This window comes from Streptomyces sp. NPDC031445, from assembly GCF_055581365.1.
The window spans coordinates 1-20069 of record NZ_JBVIJO010000013.1 but is presented as its reverse complement, the minus strand read 5'-3'; the positions used below and the strand labels follow the sequence as shown (position 1 = coordinate 20069).

Below are 20069 nucleotides of genomic sequence, written 5' to 3'. Positions count from 1 at the left end.
CGCCCCTGCTCAGTCCTTGTAGGGAGGCCGGCCACGGTAGTCGTTCTCGTGGGAGCCGGTGCCCAGGTAACTGCTTTTTGTTTCTTCGACCCATTGCTGCTGGTCAGCGGCAGCCCTGGCGCTTGGGTGGTCCTTGAAGTACGCATCGTAGGTCGATCCGAGATCGTCGACCCCTCGGCCGTAGAATTCACGGCTCGTCATCTGTGACGGAATCAGAGGATCGGACTCCGCGTCATCGGTGGCCTTGTCGATCTCGTGCCCGAGCAGCGTGTTGGCCGCATTCGTGATCGTGTCCGCCGCGACGGGGGCGATGACGACTGCGGCAGCCGTCGAACCGGGCAGCGGGATGGAGGCGACTCCACCAGCGACTACTGCTCCGACCAGGAGTTTCTTCCAGTCTCCCGATCGTCCCAGTGCCTTGTTGGCTTCGTCCGAGTCCTCACCGTATGTCGTTGCCGCCTGCTCTACACGCGAATTATCCAGAATGCCGCGGGCTTCCGCACCCACCGACATGATGTCCCGCGCCTGGTTCATATGGGCATCACTGGTCGGGGGATGGGCGTCGAGCATGCTCAAGGTGTACACATGCTGGGCGGCGGTCACGGCCTTGTGCGAGTGCTCGTCCTGCCCGAGGACGCTCAGGAAATCGATGGCTCCCTGGTTGCCGAAGTGGGCGCGTCCGGCATATCGCGCAGGGAAGTCCCCGGCGTCCTTGCCGTGGTCCCCGATACCGGACAGTTCGTAGTCGATGTCATCGATGTACGCGCCGGCCATCTTGCCCAGACTGTCGGCCAGTTCGGGCTGATCGTGCAGCATCTTCGGGCCGTCCTCGCCACCGTAGAGGTAGGCGACCTGTTCCATGACGCCGGCCGTGGCCGCGGTGCGTCGGTCACCTGCCGCGACGTCCTTCGGGGAGGCGTCCGCAGAGTAGCCGGTCGTGGCCGCCTCCAGCGCTCGGCCCAGTGAGTTGCGTGCTGCGACGTAGTCGTGGTCGCCCTCCATCGTGGCGTCGGAGACCCAGACCCGTTCCTTCGTCAGGTACTTGAGGTGCTCGTTGACCTCGGCGTCCTTGTTGACTGTTTCGCCGCTGCCATCGGGCTGGGCGAAGAACTGCGTCGACGCATCCGGATTGTGACCGAGCGCCTCCAGGAATCCGGTCATGGGGTCGCGGCCACGATCGTTCTTGTAGCCCCAGTAGTTGAGGTCACCGTCGTTGAAGTTGTTGACCCAGGCGTTGATGCCCTGGCCGTTCATCTTTTTGTCGTACGCGAGGAGCTTGTCGCCGTAGTCGTTGAGGAACTGGTCGTCGTAGTCGCCGAAGCGCATGAGGTTACTCATGACCGCGTAACCCGTCGGGTTGCTCGCGTCGTCGATTCCGAGCTGGTCGGGCCCCAGCCGGATCATCTGCCGTTCCCAGCTCTGCATCTTGTCGCTGTCCGAGAGCGTGGCCTGGCCGATGACGGTCCCGAGGTTCTTCTGCAGTTGCTTCGCCTGCTTGGCGCGGTCGGGGTCGTACGTTCCCTGGTAGGGATCGGCGATGCCGGCCCAGAAGGTGAGCACCTTCTTCGGGCCGACCTGCGTGGCGAACTCTTCCGCGAACAGAGGGTCGTTCTTGTACTTGGTCAGGGTCGAGTTGAGTGAGGCGAGCTCCGTACTCGTCACGTCGTGCGGGTTCTTCGCAAGGATCTTGGCCATCCGGTCGGCCTCCGAGATGGCATGGGCAGCTTCGTCCCGGGTTTCGTAGTGGGCGCCCGAGAAGCCGTACTTCGCCTGGTCGACGAGGAGACCGAGTGCCTTGGCCGCAGTACTGTCACTCTCGGTCGCCTTGCTGAGAATGCGCTGAATCTCGTTTCGAAGGGCATCGACGTCTGCCTGGCCGACCGGGCTTGTGTTGCCACTGGGATCGGATGTCCAGTCGGGACGAGGGTTGCCGCTGACGCTGAAGGTCCCGCCGCCCGTGTCGATGACGGTGCAGTACTTGTACGGCGCCCGCTCAAGGGTCTCGTTCAGCTGATCGCGGTAGCCGATGAGTTCGCCGCGGGTGTCCTTGAGGATCTTGGTGATGGAATCCGCCTGCGCGTGGGCGTCCGCGAACTCCTCCGCGGTCTTGTCGATGAACTCCCGGCTCACCTGAGCGTTGACACCGGCCCAGTCCGCCTTGTCCGCGCGACCCTTCAGGTTGCTCTGGGCATCCTCCTTCAGCGCAGCCAGATTCTTGGTCATCTCCTCCCAGTCGGTGATGGCCTCTCCCAGCTGCGAGAAGTTTCCGTAGCGCAAAGCGTCGAGATCCATGGCCGTCAGCTGCCCTTCCGCTCGTCAAAGCCCTGGTCGAGCTGGGAGATGCTGCTGAGAGTGCCGGCGATGTAGGACTCGTCAGCGTCGTGCTGGTTCTTGGTGTAGCGGAGATGGTTGGAGATGTGGGCGCAGGCATCGAGGAGGCTCTGTACCTGGTCCACCCAGCGCTCGGCTACGTGATCGAGCGCCGCCCCGATGGCGAAGCCCTCACTCTCGAGCCCTCCCGCCGCCTTGATGGAGGACAGACGAGCGTGGTCGCTGAACCGGCTGAGGTCCTGGAACAATTCGTGGGCCGCGGAACCGATCGCGGTGAGGTCCTTCTGGCGCACGGTGAGATCGCCACGCGTACTTTCGCCTCCTCCGTCGTCGGGCGTCACATGGTTCAGCCGCATGTGTGCTGACTGGTTCTGCGCTGCCCTTGCTTTCAGCTCTTCCCACTCGTCCCACGCCATGCGCGGTTCCTCCCGTCTCTCCGCTCCGGCTCATGAGCGAGAGCCTCGTCAGGTCAGCCGTGCCTACGTGCCTCAGTTCTCCATGTCCATCGACCCCACCTGAATCATGGGCTTCCCCCGCTTCCGGGACACGAAAATCCCCCGCCCCGCCGGCATCGGCCGCGGTCGGACACCGCCCAGCAGGTCGCCCTCGGCCGGGTCGCCCGCGAGGACCACGCCCTGGGCGCCGAGCTCTTTGATGCGCTGCATGAAGGACTCGTAGCCGGCACGGCCGGCGCCCGCCGTGGAGCGGGCGATGATGAAGCGGACGCCGACGTCACGGGCGAACGGCAGCAGTTCCGTCAGGCCCGCCAGCGGGTTGCCGCTCGACGTGGACACCAGGTCGTAGTCGTCGATGACGACGTACACCGTGGGGCCCCGCCACCAGCTGCGGTTGCGCAGCTGCTCCGGGGTCACGTCGGCGGTCGGCGTGCGACGCTGCATCAGGTCGGCCAATGCGTCCATGTGGTGCTGCATCTGGTTCGACATGGGGATGTACTCGGCCAGGTGCGACTTCGGGGTCACTCCGAGCAGCGAGCGGCGGTTGTCGACGACGAAGAGCTTGCAGGTGTTGCCGTCGTACCGCTCTGTCAGGCGCTTGATCAGCAGTTTCAGCAGGTTCGACTTGCCGGACTCGCTCTCACCGAACACCAGGAAGAACGGGTCCTGTTCGAAGTCCACGAACACGGGTTCCAGGTTGTCCTCGTCGAGGGCGAAGGAGACGCCGCGGTTCGGGAAGTGGTCGCCCGGCGGAAGCTGCGTGGCCGGGAACTCCCGGGGGAGCAGGCGCACCTCGGGCGCGCCCGGCTCCTGCCAGTGGCGGGTGACCTCGGCCGCGAGGGCGGTCGTCGCCTCCGCGAGGTCCGTGGCGGACGAAAGACCGTCGATGCGCGGGACCGCCGCCATGAAGTGCTGCTTCTGCGGGGTCTGACCGCGGCCCGGCACACCGGTGGGGACGTTCGCCGCGACCTTGCGGTCGATCTCGGAGTCCATGGGGTCGCCAAGCCGCAGCTCGAGGCGGTTCATCAGGTGGTCCTTGAGGTTGGCGCGGACCTCCATCGAGCGCGAGGCGGTCAGGACGAGGTGGATGCCGTAGCCCAGGCCGCGCGCGGCGATGTCCAGCACCAACGGCTCCAGCGCCTCATAATCCGTGCGGAAGTTGCCCCAGCCGTCGATGACCAGGAAGACGTCGCCCCAGGGCTGGTCGGTCACCGAGATGTCGCCGCGCGCGCGACGGGTACGGTACTCCGCGATGGAGGAGATGCCCGCCGAGCGGAAGTACTCCTCGCGCCGGGTCATGACGCCGTACACCTCGGCCGCCGTGCGCCGGACCTTCTCCGGGTCCAGGCGGGACGCGACACCGCCCACGTGCGGCAGGCCGGCCACCGAGGCCATCCCGCCACCACCGAAGTCGAGGCCGTAGAACTGCACTTCCCACGGCGTGTGGGTCAGTGCGAACGACGCGATGATCGAGCGCAGCAGCGTCGACTTGCCGGACTGCGGGCCGCCGATGATCTGCATATGGCCGGCCGCGCCGCCGAAGTCCAGCCACAGCGGGTCGCGCCGCTGCTCGTACGGCTTGTCGATCAGGCCGACCGGGACGACGAGTCTGCCCGCGCCCTCGTAGCCCGGCTGGGTCATGCCGCGGCCGGGCACCGGAGCGAGCCCCGGCAGCAGAGCGTCGAGCGACGGCGGGCTGTCCAGCGGGGGCAGCCACACCTGGTGGGCGGCCGGGCCCTGCGCCTCCAGACGCCGCACGATCACGTCGAGCACGGTGTCGGCGAGCGCGTCGTCCTGCCGTTTGCCGGTCTCCTCCTGCCGCTGCTGTGGGATCGGCACGTACTGCACCGGTACCTCGGCCGCCGTGAACAGGACCGGCCTGCGGTCGACGGGCAGTGGGCCGCCGAACACCGCGGCCTGCTGGGAGCTCGTGCGGTACACCCCGGAGACGTACGCGGCCTTGAAACGCACCATCTCGTCCGTGCCGAACTTCAGGAAGCCGGAACCGGGGACGTTCGGCAGCTCGTAGGCGTCCGGGACGCCGAGCGCGGCGCGGGACTCGGCAGCCGAGAACGTCCGCAGACCGATCCGATAGGAGAGGTACGTCTCCAGGCCCCTCAGGCGGCCCTCCTCCAGGCGCTGGGAGGCCAGCAGCAGGTGCACGCCCAGCGAACGGCCGATACGGCCGATCTGCACGAACATCTCGATGAAGTCCGGCTTGGCGGTCAACAGCTCGCTGAACTCGTCGATCACCAGGACGAGGGACGGGATCGGCTGCAGCGGGGCACCCGCCGCGCGCGCCTTCTCGTAGTCGTGGATGTTGGCGTAGTTGCCCGCGTCGCGGAGCATCTCCTGCCGGCGGTTGAGCTCACCGCGGATGGAGTCACCCATGCGGTCGACGAGGGTGAGGTCGTCCGCGAGGTTGGTGATCACGGCGGCCACGTGCGGGAGCTGGGCCATACCCGCGAACGTGGCACCGCCCTTGAAGTCGGCGAGGACGAAGTTCAGCGTCTCGGAGGAGTGGGTCACGGCGAGACCGAGGACGAGGGTGCGCAGCAGTTCGGACTTGCCGGAGCCCGTCGCGCCGACGCACAGGCCGTGCGGACCCATACCCTCCTGCGCCGCCTCCTTGAGGTCGAGCATCACGGGCCGGCCGTCCTCACCGACACCGATCGGTACGCGCAGCCGCTCCGACTGCGACCGGGGCCGCCAGGTCCGCTTAGGGTCGACCGAGGCGGCGTCGCCCAGGTTCAGCAGGTCGGTGAACTCCAGGTTGGAGAGCAGCGGTTCGTCGTCGTCACCACCGGATGCCATGCGCAACGGCGCCAGCTGGCGCGCCAACGCCTCCGCCGCCTCGTACGAAAGGACGTCAGGGGTGCCCTCGTAGACCATGCCGTGGGCGGACTCCAGGCGCAGTTCCTTCGGCTGCACGACGACGGACAGGTCGCCGCGTCCGATGGTGAGGTCGCCCGGCACGACCTCCAGGACCGTCACGCCCTGCAGGCCCTCGGGGCTGGCCAGCAAGGAGGTGGGCGGTAGGGAGACGCCGTCGAGCACCACCACCAGGTGGGGGTGTTCCGGAACGGGCGGCCCGGAGGGATGGAATCGCGGACGGCCCTCGAGGCGGGAGGCGAGCCGGTCCTCCAGCTCCACGGGGTCGGCGCTGATCAGGCGCATGCTGCCGGCGCCGTCGGTGACGCCCGGGGCCTGTACGTGCGGCAGCCACTTGGCCCACTCCCATTCGGGCGCCGACTCACGCGCGGTGACGACGGCGATGACCAGGTCCTCGGGGGAGTGCAGCGAGGCGAGGGAGGCGGTGACGGCTCGGGCCGTGCCGCGCACGGTGCCCGGCTCGCCGCTGATCGTCACGTGGTAGAAGGCGCGCAGCGACACCGCCATCGGCAGGTCGTCGAGGGTGCTGTGCGTCGCGAGGAAGCGCTGCATCGCGCCCGCGGTCAGTGGCTCCAGCTCGTCGACCGGGGCGGTCTGGGGCGGGATCAGGGGCGTGGCCAGGGCTTGCGGACCGAGGCCCACGCGCACCTGCCCGAAGTCCTCGTCGGCGGTGCGCCGTTCCCATACCCGGCTGCCCTCGGCGACCAGTGCCCACAGTTGCTCCGGCGAAGGGTGCAGATAGTACTGGGTGTCGCGCTGGGCCTGCGCGGTCTCCACGGCGACGCGTCGGGTCTGTGACAGGTAACGGAGGTAGTCACGGCGCAGGTCGGCCATCTGCCCCTGATTGCCGCGGCGGTAGCGGACGAGCATCGAGATGCCCATGGCGATTGTCGAGGCCACCATCACCAGGCCCATGATCTTCATGAAGGGCTGGGCCTGCGGGTTGAAAAAGAACACCACGGATCCGCCCATGCCCAGCATGGGCAGGAGCTGCATCAGTGCGCCTTCCTGCTGACCGCGCGGCAGTTCCGGCGGAGCCTGCAGCACGATCTCGTCCGTGGGCACTTCCTTCGGCAGTGCCCGTGGCGGGCGCTTGACGATGATGTGGCTCACTACGCACCAATTCCCTTGCCGGACCGAGATTTTTCATCCGCCGCCCCGTGTCAGACGGACGTCGATCGCGAACCGCGATCCTACTGACAACCACGGCCAACGGCGGGCGGTAGGGTGCCGGTGGAGCGCGTGAGCAGTTGCGAATCGTTCCGGGAAAACCCGGGCAATCCGCACCTGCTCGAAGCCAGCGCCTTGCGCGGATCCCGGCCAGAACCGCTCGGTCGGCCGGTGGGGCGGGAGGGCGCCGCACAACCTACACAGCATCTTTACGGGCGGAAGGTGCGCGGTGGCACCGTGGGCCGCCCCACCACCGACGAGGGGGAACAGCAGGTGAGCATGACGGCCTCCGTGCCGGCCGGCGCGACCGGCGGACCGGGCACCGGAGCCCCTTCCGGGGCGGGGATGGGCTTCGGCTTCTGCCGCGTCACCATCGTGGCGCCCGACAGCCGCATCGACGTCGCACTGCCCGACGACGTACCGGTCGCCGACCTCTATCCGGAGATCCTGCGCCTGTCCCAGCAGAGCCCCGCCGAGGGCGCTCCGGTCGGTTACCACCTTGTGCGCCGTGACGGGACCGTCCTCGACGGCTCCCGGTCCTTCACGGCCCAGCGCATCCTCGACGGCGAGCTGCTGACCCTGCGTCCGTTCGCCGAGTCGCTGCCCCCGGCTGTCCTCGACGACGTCTCCGAAGCGGTGGCCGCCGCCGTCACCCGGGACCGCACCCTGTGGAGCGGCGACCTCACCCGCGCCGCCGGGCTCGTCGCGGGCGGCATCCTGCCCGCGCTGCTCGCGTTCGTGGCCTGGAGCTCGCAGATCCGGCACGACATGCACAGTCTGCAGGGCATCATCGCCGGAGTCTGCGGCGTCCTGCTCGTCACGATCGCGTGCGTACGCGCGCGTGTGTACGACGACCGGGCCTCCGCCGTCGCGCTGGGACTCGGCGCACTGCCCAACGTGGCCGTGGCGGGCTCGGGCCTGCTGTCGCTCTCCGCCGGCGAGGGCATCGGGCGACTGCAGTTCCTGCTCGCCTGCACGACCGTCCTGGTCGCCTCCCTGGTGCTCACCTTGGTGTCGCCGGGCGGAGACGGACCCTTCGTGGCGTTCGTCTTCGCCTCCGCCATCGGCCTGATCACGACCTTCGTCGCGATCCTCACCGAGCTGAAGTCCATCGAGACGGCCGCCGTCTGCGCCCCGCTCTCCGTCGTGGCGCTGGCCTTCCTGCCCGGGCTGTCCATGCGTTTCGCGCGGCTGCCCATCGGTTTCGAACCGCCCAACCCCTCGCGCGGCGGTTACGACACCGGCGAGCCCGCTCCCCAGGAGCCCGTGGACGCCGAACGCGTGGCCGCCCAGGCCCGGCGCGGCCACGAACTCCTCGTCGGCCTCGTCGGCGGCTGCGCTCTCGTCGCCGTGGGCGCGTCCATCGTCCTCGGGTTCTCCAGCAACATCTGGGCGCAGCTGCTGGCTCTCGCGACCGGCGTGGCGATGCTCATGCGGGCGCACCTCTTCCGTTACACCGCGCAGGTCGGCGCCACCCTGGCCGCGGGGCTCGCCGCCATCGTCTTCCTCGGCCTGGGGCTGGCCCTTAACCCGCCCCAGGACTACCTGATCGACGCGCTCCGGGGCGACACCACGGCCCTGGACATCCGCAGCGTCTGGCTCGCCGCCGCCGTCGCCGCGGCCACCGCCCTGGTCACCTCGATCGCACTGATCACCCCGCGACGCGGTGTCACCCCCTTCTGGGGCCGCTTCCTGGAGATCGCCGAGAGCTTCGTCCTCCTCACCCTCATCCCCCTGTCCCTGGCCGTCTTCGACGTGTACGCGCAGGCACGGGCCATGACCAGCTAGCAGCCCGACGGCGGGAGCGGCGCACAGCGCGTCGGGGTCCGCCAGACCACCGGAGCGCCGGCCCGCGAGCCCGGGCCACCGGCCGTCACCGGCGATGAGCCGGGCGGCAGAAAAAGGGCGGCACGCGCGCGGCAGAAAGGGCGGCACGCGCGCGTGCCGCCCTTTCTCATGCCCGGCTCGCTACGCCTCCAGCCCCCCGTTGTGAGCCGTAGGCGTCAGATCGAACTCCCCGTCCCGGGCTCCCAGCACGAACGCCCGCCACTCCGCCTCCGTGTAGCGCAGCACCGTGTCCGGGTCGAGCGAGGACCGCATCGCCACCGCCCCGCCGGGCAGGTACGCGATCTCGACCCGCTCCTCGTGCTCCTCCGTGCCCGGCGCGCAGTGCCACTCGACGCCCGAGATGTCGAGGGCGTACAGCTCGTCCCGCTCCCGCTCCTTGCGCGCCTTGATCTCCGCTTCCGTTTCCGCCATCGTGCAGCGACCCCTTCCCGAGGTAGGTACGGTCCGGGCGCTCACCCTAGTGGCCGGGGCCGCCCCACCAGGGCGGTTCGCCGACCGGGCGCAAGGTGCCCGCCGTCGCCTGGTACCCTGAGTGACGGCCGTTTGTGTACGCACCCCCGGAACCGCCCCGTGCTCGTTCTGGAGGCCGCGCCCAGCGGATCCCCGCCTCCCGAGTAACGGAAGCTTCCCCGAGACGTAGACCGGGGGCACTCGGTGGCACTCAACAGACTATGAGGAGTACGCGTGTCGCTCGACGCCGCTACGAAGAAGCAGATCATCGGCGAGTTCGGTACCAAGGAGGGTGACACCGGCTCCCCCGAGGTCCAGGTCGCTCTGCTGTCCCGTCGGATCTCCGACCTGACGGAGCACCTCAAGACCCACAAGCACGACCACCACTCCCGCCGTGGCCTGCTGATCCTCGTCGGTCAGCGCCGCCGCCTTCTGCAGTACCTGGCGAAGAAGGACATCCAGCGCTTCCGTGCGCTGGTCGACCGCCTCGGCATCCGCCGCGGTGCGGCGGGCGCCCGGTAAGACGCCATGAGGGGAGCGGTTCCCGAACGTAGTCGGGGGCCGCTCCCTTTGCCGTATGCGGGGCCCCGCCGCGCACACGGAACCTTCCGCCGTACGAGCGGAGACGTGCGGAGTGTCACTCACGCTTTGTAGTGTGGTAGCACAACGCAATACGCACGACACGGAACGACGCACGACACGGAACGACGTACGCCACGCATGACGGGGTACGTCACTGAACGAGGAGAAGCGCACCAGCCGCCGCCGGTCCTCGGTAGTGGCCCCCGGGGGGAAGCGAGCCCCGGGTGCTTCGATCGAAGACCGGCCCGCACCGCACGGAGCGCTTCTCCGCCACCGTCCCCCTGCCACACGGGCAGCCAAGGGACGAAAGACGATACGTAACGGAGAAAACGCTAGTGGAGAACGAGACCCACTACGCCGAGGCCGTCATTGACAACGGTCCCTTCGGCACCCGCACCATCCGCTTCGAGACGGGCCGCCTGGCCAAGCAGGCCGCCGGCTCCGCCGTGGCGTACCTGGACGACGACACCATGGTGCTGTCGGCCACCACCGCCTCCAAGAACCCCAAGGACCAGCTCGACTTCTTCCCGCTGACGGTGGACGTCGAGGAGCGGATGTACGCCGCCGGCAAGATCCCCGGCAGCTTCTTCCGCCGTGAGGGCCGGCCGTCCGAGGACGCCATCCTCACCTGCCGCCTCATCGACCGTCCGCTGCGCCCGTCCTTCAAGAAGGGCCTGCGCAACGAGATCCAGGTCGTCGCCACGATCATGGCCCTCAACCCCGACCACCTGTACGACGTCGTGGCGATCAACGCCGCGTCCGCGTCCACGCAGCTGGCCGGTCTGCCCTTCTCCGGCCCGATCGGCGGCGTCCGCGTCGCGCTGATCCGCGGCCAGTGGGTCGCCTTCCCGACGCACACCGAGCTCGAGGACGCCGTCTTCGACATGGTCGTCGCCGGCCGCGTCCTGGAGGACGGCGACGTCGCGATCATGATGGTCGAGGCCGAGGCCACCGAGAAGACCATCAAGCTGGTCGAGGGCGGCGCCGAGGCGCCGACCGAGGAGGTCGTCGCCGCCGGTCTGGAGGCCGCGAAGCCCTTCATCAAGGTCCTGTGCCGCGCGCAGGCCGACCTCGCCGCCAAGGCCGCCAAGCCGACCGCCGAGTTCCCGATCTTCCTGGACTACCAGGACGACGTGTTCGAGGCCCTGACCGCGGCCGTCCGCCCCGAGCTGGCCCAGGCGCTCACCATCGCCGGCAAGCAGGAGCGCGAGGCCGAGCTGGACCGCGTCAAGGGTCTGGCCGCCGAGAAGCTCCTGCCGGAGTTCGAGGGCCGCGAGAAGGAGATCTCCGCCGCGTACCGCTCGCTCACCAAGCAGCTGGTCCGCGAGCGCGTGATCAAGGAGAAGAAGCGCATCGACGGCCGCGGTGTCACCGACATCCGCACCCTGGCCGCCGAGGTCGAGGCCATCCCGCGCGTGCACGGCTCCGCGGTGTTCGAGCGTGGCGAGACCCAGATCCTGGGCGTCACCACCCTCAACATGCTCCGCATGGAGCAGCAGCTGGACACCCTCTCCCCGGTGACCCGCAAGCGCTACATGCACAACTACAACTTCCCGCCGTACTCCACCGGCGAGACCGGCCGCGTCGGCTCCCCGAAGCGCCGCGAGATCGGCCACGGCGCCCTCGCCGAGCGCGCCCTCGTGCCGGTGCTGCCGGCGCGCGAGGAGTTCCCCTACGCGATCCGCCAGGTCTCCGAGGCGCTGAGCTCCAACGGCTCGACGTCCATGGGCTCGGTCTGCGCCTCCACCATGTCGCTGCTGAACGCCGGTGTGCCGCTGAAGGCCCCGGTCGCCGGTATCGCCATGGGCCTGATCTCCCAGGAGATCGACGGCGAGACGCACTACGTCACCCTCACCGACATCCTCGGTGCGGAGGACGCCTTCGGCGACATGGACTTCAAGGTCGCCGGCACCAAGGAGTTCGTGACCGCCCTCCAGCTCGACACCAAGCTGGACGGCATCCCGGCCTCCGTCCTCGCCGCGGCCCTCAAGCAGGCCCGCGACGCCCGCCTCCACATCCTCGACGTGATGATGGAGGCCATCGACCGGCCCGACGAGATGTCCCCGAACGCTCCGCGGATCATCACCGTGAAGATCCCGGTCGACAAGATCGGTGAGGTCATCGGCCCCAAGGGCAAGATGATCAACCAGATCCAGGAGGACACGGGCGCCGAGATCACCATCGAGGACGACGGCACGATCTACATCGGTGCCGCCGACGGTCCCTCGGCCGAGGCCGCCCGCGCCACGATCAACGGCATCGCCAACCCGACGATGCCCGAGGTCGGCGAGCGGTACCTGGGCACGGTCGTCAAGACCACCACCTTCGGTGCGTTCGTCTCCCTGCTGCCCGGCAAGGACGGTCTGCTGCACATCTCGCAGATCCGCAAGCTCGCCGGCGGCAAGCGCGTGGAGAACGTCGAGGACGTGCTCGGCGTGGGCCAGAAGGTCCAGGTCGAGATCGCCGAGATCGACTCCCGCGGCAAGCTCTCCCTCGTTCCGGTGATCGAGGGTGAAGAGGGCTCCGACGAGGCGAAGGACGACGCCGAGCAGTGACGTCCCATGGCTCCAAGGTGACGGCCCGCTCCTCCTCGGAGGCGCGGGCCGTCGCCCGTACCCAAACCCTCATCAAGGGCACAGGCGGCATCGGCACGGTCCGCAGGACCACCCTCCCGGGCGGCCTGCGCGTCGTCACCGAGACCCTGCCCTCGGTCCGCTCCGCCACCTTCGGCATCTGGGCGCACGTCGGCTCCCGCGACGAGACCCCGTCGCTGAACGGCGCCACGCACTACCTCGAGCACCTGCTCTTCAAGGGCACGGACCGTCGCAGCGCGCTCGACATCTCCTCCGCGCTCGACGCGGTCGGCGGCGAGATGAACGCGTTCACGGCCAAGGAGTACACGTGCTACTACGCGCGCGTGCTCGACACCGACCTGCCCCTCGCCATCGACGTCGTCTGCGACATGCTGACCGGCTCGCTGATCCGCGAGGAGGACGTCGACGTCGAGCGCGGCGCGATCCTCGAAGAGATCGCCATGACCGAGGACGACCCGGGCGACTGCGTGCACGACCTGTTCGCGCAGACCATGTTCGGCGACAACGCCCTCGGCCGCCCGGTCCTCGGCACGGTCGACACGGTCAACGCCCTCACCGCCGACCGCATCCGCCGCTTCTACAAGAAGCACTACGACCCGACCCACCTCGTGGTCGCCTGCGCCGGCAACGTCGACCACAACAAGGTCGTCCGACAGGTCCGCGCGGCCTTCGAGAAGGCGGGCGCCCTGCGTGACCCGGACGCGCGGCCCATCGCCCCGCGCGAGGGCCGCCGGACGATCCGCGCCGCCGGCAAGGTCGACCTGCTCGCCCGCAAGACCGAGCAGGCCCATGTCGTCCTCGGCATGCCCGGCATCGCCCGCGCCGACGACCGCCGCTGGGCCATGGGCGTGCTCAACACCGCCCTCGGCGGCGGCATGTCCTCCCGCCTCTTCCAGGAGGTCCGGGAGAAGCGCGGCCTCGCCTACAGCGTGTACTCGTACACCTCCGCCTTCGCGGACTGCGGCCTGTTCGGCGTCTACGCCGGCTGCCGGCCCAGCCAGGTGCACGACGTCCTGCGGATCTGCCGCGACGAACTCGACCACGTCGCGCAGAACGGCCTGACCGACGACGAGATCGCCCGCGCCATCGGCCAGCTGCGGGGCTCCACGGTCCTCGGCCTGGAGGACACCGGCGCGCTGATGAACCGTATCGGCAAGAGTGAGCTGTGCTGGGGCGAGCAGATGTCCGTGGACGACATGCTCGCGAAGATGGCGGCGGTCACTCCGGACGAGGTCCGCGAGGTCGCCCGCGACATCCTGGGACAGCGCCCGTCGCTGTCGGTCATCGGCCCGCTCAAGGACAAGCAGGCCTCCCGGCTGCACGACGCGGTCGCCTGAAACACCACCGGTTAGGAAACAGGAACATGAGCAAGCTGCGCGTGGCGGTCCTCGGTGCCAGGGGCCGGATCGGTTCGGAGGCCGTCAAGGCGGTCGAGGCCGCCGAGGACATGGAGCTGGTCGCCGCCCTCGGCCGCGGCGACAAGCTGGAGACGCTGGCGGAGACCGGCGCCCAGGTCGCCGTCGAGCTGACCACCCCCGCCTCGGTCATGGGCAACCTGGACTTCTGCGTGCGCCACGGCATCCACGCCGTCGTCGGTACGACGGGCTGGACCGAGGACCGCCTCGCGCAGCTGACGGGCTGGCTCGCCCAGTCCCCGGAGACCGGCGTGCTCATCGCGCCGAACTTCTCCATCGGAGCCGTGCTGACGATGAAGTTCGCGCAGCTCGCCGCGCCGTACTTCGAGTCGGTCGAGGTGGTCGAACTGCACCACCCGAACAAGGTGGACGCACCCAGCGGTACGGCCACCCGCACGGCCCAGCTCATCGCCGAGGCCCGCCGGGCGGCCGGGACGGCACCGGCGCCGGACGCCACCGTCACGGCCCTGGACGGCGCGCGGGGCGCCAGCGTCGACGGCGTCCCCGTGCACGCGGTCCGCCTGCGCGGTCTGCTGGCCCACCAGGAGGTGCTGCTCGGCGGCGAGGGCGAGACCCTCACCGTCCGGCACGACTCCCTGCACCACAGCAGCTTCATGCCGGGCATCCTGCTCGGCGCCCGACGGGTGGTGACCACTCCGGGCCTCACCTTCGGCCTGGAGCACTTCCTGGACCTGAGCTGAGACGAACGAGCCGAGACACCCCTCCGATGCGCGCGAAGATCACCTATCTCGTCACGGCCGCCGTCCTGGTCTTCTATTTCGTCCTGGTCGGCAGCCGTGGCGTGCTGCTCATCCAGTCCGGCACGGCCGTCACCGTCACCTTCGGCGTGGCGGTGCTGATCCTGCCGCTCATCGGCCTGTGGTTCCTGTGGAAGAACACCCAGTTCGTCCGCAAGGCCAACCGGCTGGCCGCCGAACTCGACGCCGAGGGCGGCCTGCCGGTCGACGAACTGCGACGCCTGCCCAGCGGCCGGATCGACCGCGACTCGGCCGACGAGGTGTTCGCCAGGCGCAAGGCCGAGACGGAGACATCCCCGGACGACTGGCGCTGCTGGTTCCGCCTGGCCGTCGCCTACCACGACGCCCGCGACACCCCCCGCGCCCGCAAGGCGATGCAAAGGGCCATCGCCCTGCACGACGGGAAGCCGGTCCAGGCCGCCTGACCGGGCGCCCTCGCCCGAGAGCCCCCGCGGCGCCGGCTCAGCGGCGCCCGTACTCCGCCGCCCACGCCTCCACCGCGTCCGCCGCCCGGTCGAACGCCATCGGCCGGCCGAGGAAGTCCAGGCCGTGCGTGGTGAGCAGCGGTGGGGTGTCCTCCGGCCGCCGGTCCTTGCGTACGAACGCCAGCGCCTGCCCCTGCACCGTGCGCGGCAGACCCAGCCAGCGCACCGGCTGCTGGACGGTCCGCACCGAGACCACCCGCGCCCACGGCACCGTCCGCGTCAGCAGGAAGCCGGTGCGGCGCAGTCCGCTCCGGCTCACCCACACCCCCATGCGCAGCAGCCGGAGCGCGCCGACGACGATCGCGAGGCCCACGCCGAGGACCGCCCCGGCGTCGGCGAGCGAGCCGGTGACAGCGGTGAGCACGCCGGCGAACAGGACGAACGAGGCGAGCAGCAGTACCAGCGCGGCCACGCCCACCCGCCAGGGACCGGGCCGGTACGGGCGCCGCCAGCGGTCCGGGTCGTCGTACGGGAGCGCACTCTCGGCCGTCGTCTCGAAGGTGCGGTCGGCCGTCAGGAAGGGCAGGGGCACGGCTGGTCCTCACTCGGTCCTCACGGGAGCTGTGCGGTGAGGCTATCCGGCCCCGTTCCCGCCCACCAGCCTTGAGCGTCCGTAAGGGGCAGTGCCGGTGGTCAGTGCCCCTGGGACGCCTGGGACTGCTGAGCCGGTGTGTGGGCCGGCGTGGAGAGCGCCGGCATGCCCAGGACCAGGGCGCCTATGAGCCCGGCGACGATGGTGAGACCCAGCAGCCAGCGCCCGGCCATCTCGCCGAACGACGCCCGCCGACGGGGCGGGGGAGTGACATTGCTGCGGAACCGGTCCGCCTCGGCCAGGAAGGCGAAGGGTACGGACGCGCGGGGGGTACCTCCCGGCGGCAGCTGGGGGCGGGGCATCGTGGGTGCCGTTCCTTCCAGGGTTGGTGATCGAATGTACGGACCTCACCGATACAGACGATCGAGTGACACAAAAGGTGCCCATGTCCGAAAAAATCGTGGGTGCGTTTTTTGCGGCGAGGTGGTGCGGTGCCAGGCCCCGCCGGGTGCCCCCGTAAGGTGGTCGCAACCACCGAAGTGATGGGAAGGACCTCAACCCCCGTGACCACCCCCGAGTCGCTCACGTTCCGCAGTGACGTCACCGTCGAGCTGGTGAAGTCCAGCGCTTCGGACGCGGACGTGCTGTTCGCCGCCCGTGTCTCCACCGCCGGCGAGCAGTCCCTGGACGAGCTGAAGAAGGATCCCGAGCGCTCCAAGGGCCTGATCAACTTTCTGATGCGCGACCGGCACGGCAGCCCGTTCGAGCACAACTCGATGACCTTCTTCATCAGCGCCCCGATCTTCGTCTTCCGCGAGTTCATGCGGCACCGGGTCGGCTGGTCGTACAACGAGGAGTCGGGCCGCTACCGCGAACTCCAGCCGGTCTTCTACGTCCCCGGCCCCGACCGCAAGCTGGTCCAGGAGGGCCGCCCGGGCAAGTACGTCTTCGTCGAGGGCACCCCGGCCCAGCACGAGGCAGTGAGCGGCGCCCTGCGCGAGTCGTACGAGCAGGCGTACACGGCCTACCAGAAGATGCTCGCCGACGGCGTCGCCCGCGAGGTCGCCCGCGCCGCCCTCCCCGTCGGTCTCTACTCCTCGATGTACGCCACCTGCAACGCGCGCTCCCTGATGCACTTCCTCGGCCTGCGCACCCAGCACGAGCTGGCCAAGGTGCCGTCCTTCCCGCAGCGGGAGATCGAGATGGTGGGCGAGAAGATGGAGGCGGAGTTCGCCGCGCTCATGCCGCTGACGCACGCCGCCTTCAATGCGAACGGGCGTGTGGCCCCGTAACGAAGCCTTGTTCCCCTGCCGGGAACGGATGTACGGGTCAGCCTGGCGAGGTGTCCGTATTGCGGCATTTAGAGAAGTTCATCTAGCCTGATCAAACGGACCCGGCACTGCTTGAACCCCCGAGCAGGCAGTGCCGGGTTCCCTCTTTGTCCTGACTTTCCCGGCACCCCGAGGACGCACCCCGCATCGAGCACCGAGTAGCGTGTAACCATGGCTCCGACCTCGACTCCGCAGACCCCCTTCGGGCGGGTCCTCACCGCCATGGTCACGCCTTTCACGGCGGACGGCGCACTCGACCTCGACGGCGCGCAGCGACTCGCCGCCCACCTGGTGGACGCAGGCAACGACGGCCTGATCGTCAACGGCACCACCGGCGAGTCCCCCACCACCAGCGACGCGGAGAAATCGGACCTCGTACGAGCCGTCCTGGAGGCCGTCGGCGACCGCGCCCACGTCGTCGCCGGAGTCGGCACCAACGACACCCGTCACAGCGTCGAGCTGGCCCGCGAAGCCGAGCGGATCGGCGCCCACGGCCTCCTGGTCGTCACGCCGTACTACAACAAGCCCCCGCAGGAGGGCCTGTACCGGCACTTCACGGCCGTCGCCGACGCCACCGGCCTGCCGGTCATGCTCTACGACATCCCCGGCCGCAGCGGCGTCCCGATCAGCACGGAGACCCTCGTCCGGCTCGCGGAGCACCCCCGGATCGTGGCCAACAAGGACGCCAAGGGCGACCTCGGCCGCGCCGGCTGGGCCATCGCCCGGTCCGGCCTCGCCTGGTACTCCGGCGACGACATGCTCAACCTCCCGCTGCTCTCCGTGGGCGCCGTCGGCTTCGTCTCCGTCGTGGGCCACCTGGTCACCCCCGACCTGCGCGCCCTGGTGGACGCGTACACCTCGGGTGACGTCGTCAAGGCCACGGAGATCCACCAGAAGCTGCTCCCGGTCTACACCGGCATGTTCCGCACCCAGGGCGTCATGACCACCAAGGCCGCCCTTGCGCTCCAGGGACTGCCGGCCGGACCGCTGCGCTCGCCGATGGTCGAGTGTTCCCCCGAGGAGATCGCGCAGCTCAAGATCGATCTTGCCGCCGGCGGGGTACAGCTCTGACAACAGACTTTGCACCACAGGGGCTTCACAACTGAAGAACAACAGAAGAAGAGGCAGGCCACCGGTGCCTGCGATCAACAACGACAACTGCTTCCGCACGAACGTCATGCGCGCCACGTGCCGTACCGGTACGTGGCGCGCGTGGTGAGGAGAGTCTTTTGAGTCATCCGCATCCTGAACTCGGCCCGCCGCCCCCGCTGCCGCAGGGCGGCCTCCGGGTCACCCCGCTCGGCGGCCTCGGCGAGATCGGCCGAAACATGACGGTCTTCGAGTACGGCGGTCGCCTGCTGATCGTCGACTGCGGAGTGCTCTTCCCCGAAGAGGAGCAGCCCGGAATCGACCTGATCCTGCCGGACTTCTCGTCCATCCGGGACCGCCTCGACGACATCGAGGGCATCGTCCTCACGCACGGCCACGAGGACCACATCGGCGGCGTCCCCTTCCTGCTCCGCGAGAAGCCGGACATCCCGCTGATCGGCTCCAAGCTCACCCTCGCGCTGATCGAGGCCAAGCTCCAGGAGCACCGGATCCGCCCGTACACCCTGGAGGTGGCGGAGGGGAACCGCGAGCGCATCGGCCCCTTCGACTGCGAGTTCGTCGCCGTCAACCACTCCATCCCGGACGCCCTGGCGGTCGCCATCCGCACCCCCGCCGGCATGGTGGTGCACACCGGCGACTTCAAGATGGACCAGCTCCCGCTGGACAACCGCCTCACGGACCTGCACGCCTTCGCGCGGCTGAGCGAGGAGGGCATCGACCTCCTCCTCGCCGACTCCACGAACGCCGAGGTCCCGGGCTTCACCCCGCACGAGCGCGACATCTCCAGCGTCCTGCGGCAGGTCTTCGCCGGCGCCCGCAAGCGGATCATCGTGGCGAGCTTCGCCAGCCATGTCCACCGCATCCAGCAGATTCTGGACGCGGCCCACGAGTACGGCCGCCGGGTCGCCTTCGTCGGCCGCTCCATGGTCCGCAACATGGGGATCGCCCGCGACCTCGGCTACCTGAAGGTGCCGCCGGGTCTGGTGGTCGACGTCAAGACGCTGGACGACCTGCCCGACCACGAGGTGGTCCTCGTCTGCACGGGCTCGCAGGGCGAGCCGATGGCGGCGCTGTCCCGCATGGCCAACCGCGACCACCAGATCCGCATCGTCCAGGGCGACACGGTCATCCTCGCGTCCTCGCTGATCCCCGGGAACGAGAACGCGGTCTACCGCGTGATCAACGGGCTGACCCGCTGGGGCGCCAACGTCGTCCACAAGGGCAACGCGAAGGTGCATGTCTCCGGCCACGCGTCCGCGGGCGAGCTGCTGTACTTCTACAACATCTGCCGCCCGAGGAACCTGATGCCCGTCCACGGCGAGTGGCGGCACCTGCGGGCGAACGCGGAGCTGGGTGCCCTGACCGGCGTCCCGCACGACCGGATCGTCATCGCCGAGGACGGCGTGGCCGTCGACCTGGTCGAGGGCAAGGCGAAGATCGCCGGCAAGGTCCAGGCGGGTTACGTCTACGTCGACGGCCTCTCGGTCGGCGATGTCGGCGAGCCGGCGCTGAAGGACCGCAAGATCCTCGGCGACGAGGGCATCATCTCGGTCTTCGTGGTCGTGGACGCCTCCACCGGCAAGATCACGGGCGGCCCGCACGTCCAGGCGCGCGGTTCCGGCATCGAGGACTCGGCGTTCGCGGACGTCCTCCCGAAGATCACCGAGGTCCTGGAGCGGTCCGCCCAGGACGGCGTCGTGGAGCCCCACCAGCTCCAGCAGCTCATCCGCCGGACCCTCGGCAAGTGGGTCTCGGACAGCTATCGCCGCAGGCCGATGATCCTGCCGGTGGTCGTGGAGGTCTGACGCCTCGTCGGCCCGAACCTGGAGCGGGGTGCCTCGATTTGCATCGAGGCACCCCGCTCCAGTACGTTTACGGCTCCGCCCAACCGGGAACCCCAGCACTTCACGCGCTGGACACGGATGCCCGGAGCGGGTGGGAAAACCGACTCAGAACTTCTGATAAAGTCGGAACCGCCGGAAAGGGAAACGCGAGAGCGGGAACCTGGAAAGCACCGAGAAAATCGGATCGAGAAAAGATCTGATAGAGTCGGAAACGCAAGACCGAAGGGAAGCGCCCGGAGGAAAGCCCGAGAGGGTGAGTACAAAGGAAGCGA

The 20069-nt window shown here is 69.2% G+C and carries 15 protein-coding genes; 9 read left to right on the top strand and 6 right to left on the bottom strand.

Annotated elements, in window-relative coordinates; genetic code table 11:
* Positions 1-9: 9 nt before the first annotated feature.
* The 3 genes from ACZ5DC_RS29580 to eccCa form a co-directional block, all read right to left on the bottom strand.
* Complete coding sequence (locus tag ACZ5DC_RS29580; protein ID WP_468657718.1) at positions 10-2292, bottom strand: hypothetical protein; 2283 nt, start codon at positions 2290-2292, stop codon at positions 10-12.
* A gap of 5 nt (positions 2293-2297) precedes the next feature.
* Positions 2298-2747 (bottom strand): hypothetical protein, encoded by a 450-nt coding sequence (locus tag ACZ5DC_RS29575; RefSeq protein WP_468657716.1) that lies wholly within the window; start codon positions 2745-2747, stop codon positions 2298-2300.
* Positions 2748-2819: 72 nt separating this feature from the next.
* Positions 2820-6791 (bottom strand): type VII secretion protein EccCa, encoded by a 3972-nt coding sequence (eccCa, locus tag ACZ5DC_RS29570; protein WP_468657714.1) that lies wholly within the window; start codon positions 6789-6791, stop codon positions 2820-2822.
* 336 nt (positions 6792-7127) lie between these two features.
* Between eccCa and eccD the strand changes: the two genes are divergently transcribed.
* Complete coding sequence (gene eccD, locus ACZ5DC_RS29565) at positions 7128-8636, top strand: type VII secretion integral membrane protein EccD (RefSeq protein WP_468658142.1); 1509 nt, start codon at positions 7128-7130, stop codon at positions 8634-8636.
* Between the two features lie 180 nt (positions 8637-8816).
* Here eccD and ACZ5DC_RS29560 read toward each other — a convergent pair whose 3' ends face one another.
* A complete protein-coding gene (locus tag ACZ5DC_RS29560; RefSeq protein ID WP_468657712.1) occupies positions 8817-9107 on the bottom strand; it encodes a DUF397 domain-containing protein in 291 nt (96 codons plus the stop codon).
* 273 nt (positions 9108-9380) lie between these two features.
* On the opposite strand from ACZ5DC_RS29560, the gene rpsO reads away from it, so the two are divergent.
* The 5 genes from rpsO (at position 9381) to ACZ5DC_RS29535 (ending at position 14920) form a co-directional block, all read left to right on the top strand.
* Positions 9381-9668, top strand: a complete 288-nt coding sequence (rpsO, locus tag ACZ5DC_RS29555; protein WP_171152312.1) for a 30S ribosomal protein S15 — start codon at positions 9381-9383, stop codon at positions 9666-9668.
* Positions 9669-10063: 395 nt separating this feature from the next.
* Positions 10064-12283 carry a polyribonucleotide nucleotidyltransferase gene (locus tag ACZ5DC_RS29550; protein WP_366751196.1) on the top strand — a complete coding sequence of 740 codons (2220 nt, stop codon included), beginning with the start codon at positions 10064-10066 and terminating at the stop codon, positions 12281-12283.
* The gene (locus tag ACZ5DC_RS29545; protein WP_468657710.1) at positions 12280-13659 is read left to right on the top strand and encodes a M16 family metallopeptidase; all 1380 of its coding nucleotides are present in this window, start codon (positions 12280-12282) and stop codon (positions 13657-13659) included. The genes ACZ5DC_RS29550 and ACZ5DC_RS29545 overlap by 4 nt, the downstream gene beginning before the upstream one ends.
* A gap of 26 nt (positions 13660-13685) precedes the next feature.
* Positions 13686-14438 (top strand): 4-hydroxy-tetrahydrodipicolinate reductase, encoded by a 753-nt coding sequence (gene dapB / locus ACZ5DC_RS29540; protein WP_468657708.1) that lies wholly within the window; start codon positions 13686-13688, stop codon positions 14436-14438.
* Positions 14439-14464: 26 nt separating this feature from the next.
* Positions 14465-14920 (top strand): hypothetical protein, encoded by a 456-nt coding sequence (locus ACZ5DC_RS29535; protein ID WP_468657706.1) that lies wholly within the window; start codon positions 14465-14467, stop codon positions 14918-14920.
* 37 nt (positions 14921-14957) lie between these two features.
* Here the strand turns inward: ACZ5DC_RS29535 and ACZ5DC_RS29530 are convergent, their stop codons facing one another.
* Entirely contained in the window at positions 14958-15512 is a 555-nt protein-coding gene (locus tag ACZ5DC_RS29530) for a hypothetical protein (protein ID WP_468657705.1), read from the bottom strand.
* A gap of 101 nt (positions 15513-15613) precedes the next feature.
* Positions 15614-15874, bottom strand: coding sequence for a hypothetical protein (locus ACZ5DC_RS29525; RefSeq protein ID WP_468657703.1), 261 nt, complete (start codon positions 15872-15874; stop codon positions 15614-15616).
* A 180-nt stretch (positions 15875-16054) separates the two neighbouring features.
* Between ACZ5DC_RS29525 and thyX the strand changes: the two genes are divergently transcribed.
* The 3 genes from thyX to ACZ5DC_RS29510 all read left to right on the top strand — a co-directional run bounded on the left by thyX (position 16055) and on the right by ACZ5DC_RS29510 (position 19758).
* Entirely contained in the window at positions 16055-16804 is a 750-nt protein-coding gene (thyX, locus tag ACZ5DC_RS29520) for an FAD-dependent thymidylate synthase (RefSeq protein WP_468657701.1), read from the top strand.
* A gap of 210 nt (positions 16805-17014) precedes the next feature.
* Positions 17015-17914: a 4-hydroxy-tetrahydrodipicolinate synthase gene (gene dapA / locus ACZ5DC_RS29515; RefSeq protein WP_468657699.1), complete on the top strand. Its 900-nt coding sequence runs from the start codon at positions 17015-17017 to the stop codon at positions 17912-17914.
* 158 nt (positions 17915-18072) lie between these two features.
* Positions 18073-19758 carry a ribonuclease J gene (locus tag ACZ5DC_RS29510; protein WP_468657697.1) on the top strand — a complete coding sequence of 562 codons (1686 nt, stop codon included), beginning with the start codon at positions 18073-18075 and terminating at the stop codon, positions 19756-19758.
* Positions 19759-20069: the final 311 nt, after the last annotated feature.